This window comes from Noviherbaspirillum sp., from assembly GCF_035944575.1.
Taxonomy (GTDB): Bacteria; Pseudomonadota; Gammaproteobacteria; order Burkholderiales; family Burkholderiaceae_D; genus Noviherbaspirillum.
Genome location: NZ_DASZBA010000055.1, coordinates 1 through 5,746 on the forward strand (window position 1 = coordinate 1; position 5,746 = coordinate 5,746).

At 57.0% G+C, this 5,746-nt stretch carries 7 protein-coding genes and 1 pseudogene; 6 read left to right on the plus strand and 2 right to left on the minus strand.

Annotated elements, in window-relative coordinates; genetic code table 11:
* Nucleotides 1-100, minus strand: a pseudogene (locus VGU61_RS03095) (phenazine biosynthesis protein PhzC/PhzF); the annotation flags it as partial.
* Between the two features lie 236 nt (nucleotides 101-336).
* Here VGU61_RS03095 and VGU61_RS03100 point away from each other — a divergent pair.
* From VGU61_RS03100 to VGU61_RS03125, 6 genes are all read left to right on the plus strand, one after another.
* A complete protein-coding gene (locus VGU61_RS03100) occupies nucleotides 337-771 on the plus strand; it encodes a hypothetical protein (protein WP_326857638.1) in 435 nt (144 codons plus the stop codon).
* Nucleotides 772-1,163: 392 nt separating this feature from the next.
* Nucleotides 1,164-1,424, plus strand: coding sequence for a hypothetical protein (locus tag VGU61_RS03105; protein WP_326857639.1), 261 nt, complete (start codon nucleotides 1,164-1,166; stop codon nucleotides 1,422-1,424).
* A 174-nt stretch (nucleotides 1,425-1,598) separates the two neighbouring features.
* Nucleotides 1,599-2,795 carry an acyl-CoA dehydrogenase family protein gene (locus VGU61_RS03110; protein WP_326857640.1) on the plus strand — a complete coding sequence of 399 codons (1,197 nt, stop codon included), beginning with the start codon at nucleotides 1,599-1,601 and terminating at the stop codon, nucleotides 2,793-2,795.
* A 10-nt stretch (nucleotides 2,796-2,805) separates the two neighbouring features.
* Nucleotides 2,806-3,945, plus strand: coding sequence for an acyl-CoA dehydrogenase family protein (locus tag VGU61_RS03115; RefSeq protein ID WP_326857641.1), 1,140 nt, complete (start codon nucleotides 2,806-2,808; stop codon nucleotides 3,943-3,945).
* Nucleotides 3,946-3,971: 26 nt separating this feature from the next.
* On the plus strand, nucleotides 3,972-4,430 hold the full coding sequence (locus VGU61_RS03120; protein ID WP_326857642.1) for a MaoC family dehydratase: 459 nt from the start codon (nucleotides 3,972-3,974) through the stop codon (nucleotides 4,428-4,430).
* Nucleotides 4,431-4,491: 61 nt separating this feature from the next.
* Nucleotides 4,492-4,947, plus strand: a complete 456-nt coding sequence (locus tag VGU61_RS03125; protein WP_326857643.1) for a MaoC family dehydratase — start codon at nucleotides 4,492-4,494, stop codon at nucleotides 4,945-4,947.
* Nucleotides 4,948-5,009: 62 nt separating this feature from the next.
* Here VGU61_RS03125 and VGU61_RS03130 read toward each other — a convergent pair whose 3' ends face one another.
* Nucleotides 5,010-5,702, minus strand: coding sequence for a glutathione binding-like protein (locus VGU61_RS03130; RefSeq protein ID WP_326857644.1), 693 nt, complete (start codon nucleotides 5,700-5,702; stop codon nucleotides 5,010-5,012).
* Nucleotides 5,703-5,746 lie beyond the last annotated feature (44 nt).

The window sequence follows — 5,746 nt, forward strand, 5'->3', positions numbered from 1 at the left end:
CATCGGTAATGCCGCGACCGTCTTCGAAGACGCAAAGCGGATTGCCGCCGAACGTCGATTCGGCGAATACATTGACAATGCGAAAACCATACCGCGCCATTGGATTCCTCTTTGCTATTTGAACGGGTAGACGATAGATAAAAGCCTAGCAAACTTCCGCTCTTTCACCTACGCAATTGACGTAAAGAAATTTGACTGTGCAGGTTGAAACCGGCATGCAGATTGGCTAGAATCGTTTAACTGTATAAAAACACAGTAATAAATGTCGGGTCGGAATTTCTGCGGAATTCCTGTCATCGGCGACCGGTAATTCGTTTTGTTTTCGCGGAGGCTGCCATGTTAAAGGTAGGTACCCTGGTAGGAGCAGGCCGTTGGCTGAATCAGTCGGCATATCCCGACCTCTGGGAAAAGCCGCTGGCAGGCAAGGTCCTGGACTTCTGCGATATCAGGGCTTGGGCAAATTCCATCTATTTCCCGACTGATAACCCGCACCCCGGCGAGGTAATGACCCTTGCCCTGAAGCTGCGCGAACAGGGGGTGCTGGAAGGGGTGACGCCGGTGCAATGGGATTTTCACTCCCATCAGAAAGTAACATGGGAAAAGACCTCGTCGCTGCGTCCCTATGCGGAAGATGTCGCCTTGTGGAAGGCGGCTAAAGCCTTGCGCATGGACGAAATCGAACATCCCCGCCGGCGCAAGCGCCGCGACATTGGCGAATTCCTGCCACACGACATGCAGCATCTTGCCTTGCAAAGACTGGTGAATGCATGATGACGAGCTGGCTTGCAAACGGCGCTAAAGACTTCCTTTTTCCGCTGTCAAATGTTCGTGGTTAATGGATAAATAAGAATAGCCTTGCTGCGGCAGTTATTTCAAACAACTATTGCGCAAACGCAATGTCCCCAATCACCTCTGGCCTAGACTGAAATCGGTCCCTTAAGGCCTCCCAGGAAGTACTTATCCGCACAGTGTGAACTGTGCGGTTTTTTTTTGTACCTGCGAAAAGATTTTGATGACAAAAATTCATGAGGAAAATTCCTACAAAGCTCATCCTTTCCTGCAAAAAAATTGATACTTCTCAAATTATTGCTTGCAAGACCCGGCATACTTGCGTTTAAGAAAATTTCCTCAACGAACTTGGTGCGCAGATGATGAGAAACGAGTTGAATACGGACGAAGTCATTAACAACATGGTGGATGCTGTCTGCGGCCAAGGCGCAACAGCGCGTGAGCGTCATATGTACCGCGAAACGCTGCGCAACCTGGTCCGGCTTGCGAAGGCCGAGCAGATGGCGGAAATGCGAGTCAACGTCGAAAAGCTGACCGCCTTTACCGAAACCCGTACAAACAAAGTCTCTCAACAGGAGCGTCAATCTTCGCCAGCTTCTTCCTGCCAGCCCGAAGCGAAGTCCGGAACGGCTTGACCCGGTTTGCAAAACAGCGCATCCGGCGCGAACCGGCAGTAGATTTCGATCTCAAACCAATGACTTGAAGCGCTGCCAAATCGCGCGGAATTCAGTGTCAAAAATATTAAAATCCACTGTATAATCGCTTTAGAACGGTCGTGCTTTTTGGCTGGGATTAAACGAGGAGACAGCATGGATTTGAATTACACGGCGGAAGATTTGGCCTTCCGCGACACTGTTCGCGCCTTCCTGGATGCGAATCTGCCCAAAGACCTGCAGCATAAGGTTCTCAATCACATTCGGCTGTCCCGCGAAGACTTCGTCCGCTGGCACAAGATCGTTGCCAAACAGGGCTGGGTCGGCACCGGCTGGCCGGTCGAATATGGCGGCACAGGCTGGACGCCGGTGCAGCGCCATATCTGGGAAGAAGAGTGCGCCAGTGCCGGCACACCTTCCATTCTCCCTTTCGGCGTCAACATGGTGGCACCCGTCATCATGGCCTTCGGTAACGAAGCGCAGAAGCAGTATTACCTTCCCCGCATTCTGAATTGCGACGACTGGTGGTGCCAGGGCTATTCCGAGCCCGGCTCCGGTTCCGACCTCGCATCGCTGAAGACCCGCGCCGAGCGCCAGGGCGATCACTACATCGTCAACGGCCAGAAAACCTGGACCACGCTGGCGCAGCATGCCGACATGATTTTCTGCCTGGTGCGCACCGATCCCGCCGCGCGCAAGCAGGAAGGTATTTCCTTCCTTCTGATCGATATGAAGACGCCCGGCATTACCGTGCGCCCGATCATCATGCTCGACGAGGAGCATGAGGTGAACGAAGTCTTCTTCGACAACGTCAAGGTGCCGGTTGAAAATCTGATCGGTGAAGAAAACAAGGGCTGGACCTACGCCAAATACCTGCTCGGCCATGAGCGTACCAACATCGCCGCGGTCGGCCGCGCGAAGCGCGAACTGCTGTTCCTGAAGCGTCTCGCCGAAAAGCAGAGCAAGAACGGCAAATCACTGATGGAAGATCCGGTGTTCTCCGCCAAGGTCGCGAGCCTGGAAATCGAAATCATGGCGCTCGAAATGACGGTGCTGCGCGTCCTCTATAAAGAAGGCGGAAAGCGCGGTCCGGGACCGGAGGCGTCGTTGCTGAAAGTGAAGGGCACCGAGGTGCAGCAGATGCTGACGGAATTGATGGTGGAAGCCGTCGGTCCGTACGCGATGCCGTTCGATCCGAACTACCTGGAAGGCGAGCGCGAGCATAGCATTGCGGGCGACGACGATGCGGCGCCGCTGGCCGGTTATTACTTCAACTTCCGCAAGACCTCGATCTACGGCGGTTCGAATGAAATCCAGAAAAACATCATTACCCAGATGATCCTGGGCCTGTGAGGAGACAACGATGCACTTTAACTTTACCCCAGAGCAGCAACAGTTCTCCGACGCACTCCGCCGCTGGATCGAAAAGGACTACACCTTCGAGCATCGCAACAAGATCATCCAGTCGGAGCAGGGCGTGTCCGATCAGGCATGGGCAACATTGACCGAGCTCGGCATGACAGCCCTGCCGGTGCCTGAAGAGCAGGGCGGTTTTAATGGATCCGCTGTTGACATGATGGTCGTGATGCATGAAATCGGCCGCGGTCTTGTGATCGAGCCGTATTTCGCTACTGCACTCGGTGCACAATTCCTCAAGCTTGCCGGCGGACAGGAATCGCTCCTCGAACAGGTTGCGGGCGGCGAACTGAAGCTCGCTTGCGCGCTCGGCGAGAAGCAGTCGCGCTATGAATTGTTCGACATCGCTACGACGGCCAAGGCAAATGGCGGCAGCTACGTGCTGAATGGCAGCAAAACGGTGGTGCTGCACGGTGCTCAGGCCAATCAACTGATCGTGTCGGCTCGCAGCAGCGGCGGTCAGCGCGACACGAGCGGCATTTCCCTGTTCGTCGTGCCTGCCGATGCGACTGGCGTGAGCCGGCGCGAGTACCGGACGCTGGATGGTCATCGTGCTGCCGACATCACGCTGGAAAACGTCGAATTGCCGGCATCCGCTTTGCTCGGCAAGGAAGGCGCCGGCTGGGATGTGCTCGATGCGGCTGCCGATTACGGCGCCACGCTGCTCTGCGCAGAAGCGGTCGGCGCGATGGAAGCGCTGAACGAGGCGACGCTCGAATATCTGAAAACCCGCCAGCAGTTCGGCGTACCGATCGGCAAATTCCAGGCCCTGCAGCACCGCATGGCGGAAATGTTCATGCAGCTTGAGCAGGCACGCTCGATGGCAACACTTGCTGCGGTCAAGGTCAGCTCCGCCGACGCCGAGGAGCGCCGGCGTACCGTTTCCGCCGCCAAGGCACGGATCGGGCAGGCACTGAAGTTCGTCGGCCAGCAGGCTGTGCAACTGCATGGCGGTATGGGCGTGACCAATGAAGTGCAGGCTGCGCATCACTTCAAGCGCTTGACGATGATCGAGCTAACGCTGGGCGATACTGATTACCATCTGGCGCGCTTCGCCGCACAGCCGGGATTCAGGAAAGCTGCCTGAAGGCTCACTCATCGAAAGGACTGTGAATGTCTCAACTGAAGTGGTACTTCGAAGACTTCGTGGTCGGCAGGACGATCGACATCGGAACGCGCACGGTCAGCGAGGAAGAGATCATCGACTTCGCAACGAAGTTCGACCCGCAACCGTTCCATGTCGATAAGGATGCCGCCGCCAATTCCATCTACGGCGGCATCATCGCCAGCGGCTGGCATACCTGCAGCATGATGATGCGGATGATGGTGGACGGCTTTCTGCGTGAAGCCGCCAGCATGGGGTCGCCGGGTGTCGACGAGGTGCGCTGGCTCAAGCCGGTGCGTGGCGGCGATACGCTCACCGTCACCACTACCGCGATGGAGACGCGTCCGTCCGCCAGCAAGCCGGATCGCGGCGTGGTCGTCAATCTGTGGCAGGCAAAGAACCAGCACGGCGAACTGGTCGCGACGGTCAAGGGGATGGGCCTGTTCAAGCGCCGCCCACCGGCCTGACCGACGTTCCGGTTATCTTCGGATAGATGGAAAAAACAGCAGCAATCACATTGGAGACAGCATGCGCGAAATCGCATCCCTAGCAGAACTCAAGGGCCTGATCGGCCAGGAAGTCGCTGTATCGGATTGGGTGGAAATTACGCAGGAGCGTGTGCAGATGTTTGCCGACGCGACCGGCGACCATCAGTGGATACATCTCGACGTGGAGCGCAGCCGCAAGGAATCGCCGTACGGCGGCACCATCGCCCATGGCTTTCTTACCCTGTCGCTGTTGCCGATGCTGATGGCAAGCGCGATCCGCATGAGCGACGTGAAGATGGGCGTCAATTACGGCGTGAACAAGGTGCGCTTCCCGGCACCGGTTCCGGTCGGCAGCAAGGTCAGGGGGCGCATGACCTTGCTGTCGGTGGAAGACATCCCCGGCGGCGCGCAGATGACATGGCAGGTAACGATGGAGCGCGAGGGCGGCGATAAGCCGGTCTGCGTCGCCGAATCGGTATCACGCCGGTACACCTGAAGCATCACTGTAAAAACGGCGGCTGATGTTTCAGCCGCCGTTTTTCTATCCGCGTCTCCTGTTCAGCGCCTGGCGTACTGGGTTCCGCCGAACAGGGTTTCTCTTGATTTGTCGTCGAGCAGCGGCTTGCGCAGATTCGCCAGGACCTCCACCCCACGCTGAACGCCCGGCCGCTCGCTGATCTCGTCAAACCAGCGCTTCGCGTCCGGGAACTCTGCCCAATCGATCCCCTGGTTTTTCCATGAACGCAGCCATGGGAAGGTCGCTATATCGGCAATCGTGTATTCCTCGCCGGCGAGGTAGCCGGATTTCTTCACCTGCTTGTCGATCACGCCGTACAAACGTTTTGCCTCATTGGTGTAACGATTGATCGCATAGTCGATCTTCTCCGGGGCATAAATGCGGAAATGATGTGCCTGGCCAAGCATCGGACCCACGCCGCCCATCTGGAACATCAGCCATTGCAGGGTGGCGAATTTTTCGCGATCGGTGTTGCCGAGAAATTTGCCGACCTTGCTTGCGAGATAAACCAGGATCGCGCCCGACTCGAACAAGGAGATCGGTTTGCCGTCGGGACCTTCCGCATCGACGATCGCCGGAATCTTGTTGTTGGGGGAAATGGCGAGGAAGTCGGGCTTGAACTGGTCGCCAGCGCCGATATCGATGTGATGAACGCGGTAGGGCAGGCCGCATTCCTCCAGCATGATATGGACCTTGTGCCCGTTGGGCGTGGCGGTGGAATAGACGTCGATCATGGCTTCTCCTGCGGGGCTGGCGAGAGTCTCGAATTTCTGCATCG

Bases quoted from the DNA above. Each gene is read 5' to 3' on its own strand.
- VGU61_RS03100 (WP_326857638.1), top strand. From the start codon at position 337: ATGTTAAAGGTAGGTACCCTGGTAGGAGCAGGCCGTTGGCTGAATCAG.
- VGU61_RS03120 (WP_326857642.1), top strand. From the start codon at position 3,972: ATGTCTCAACTGAAGTGGTACTTCGAAGACTTCGTGGTCGGCAGGACG.
- VGU61_RS03110 (WP_326857640.1), top strand. From the start codon at position 1,599: ATGGATTTGAATTACACGGCGGAAGATTTGGCCTTCCGCGACACTGTT.
- VGU61_RS03125 (WP_326857643.1), top strand. From the start codon at position 4,492: ATGCGCGAAATCGCATCCCTAGCAGAACTCAAGGGCCTGATCGGCCAG.
- VGU61_RS03130 (WP_326857644.1), bottom strand. From the start codon at position 5,702: ATGATCGACGTCTATTCCACCGCCACGCCCAACGGGCACAAGGTCCAT.
- VGU61_RS03115 (WP_326857641.1), top strand. From the start codon at position 2,806: ATGCACTTTAACTTTACCCCAGAGCAGCAACAGTTCTCCGACGCACTC.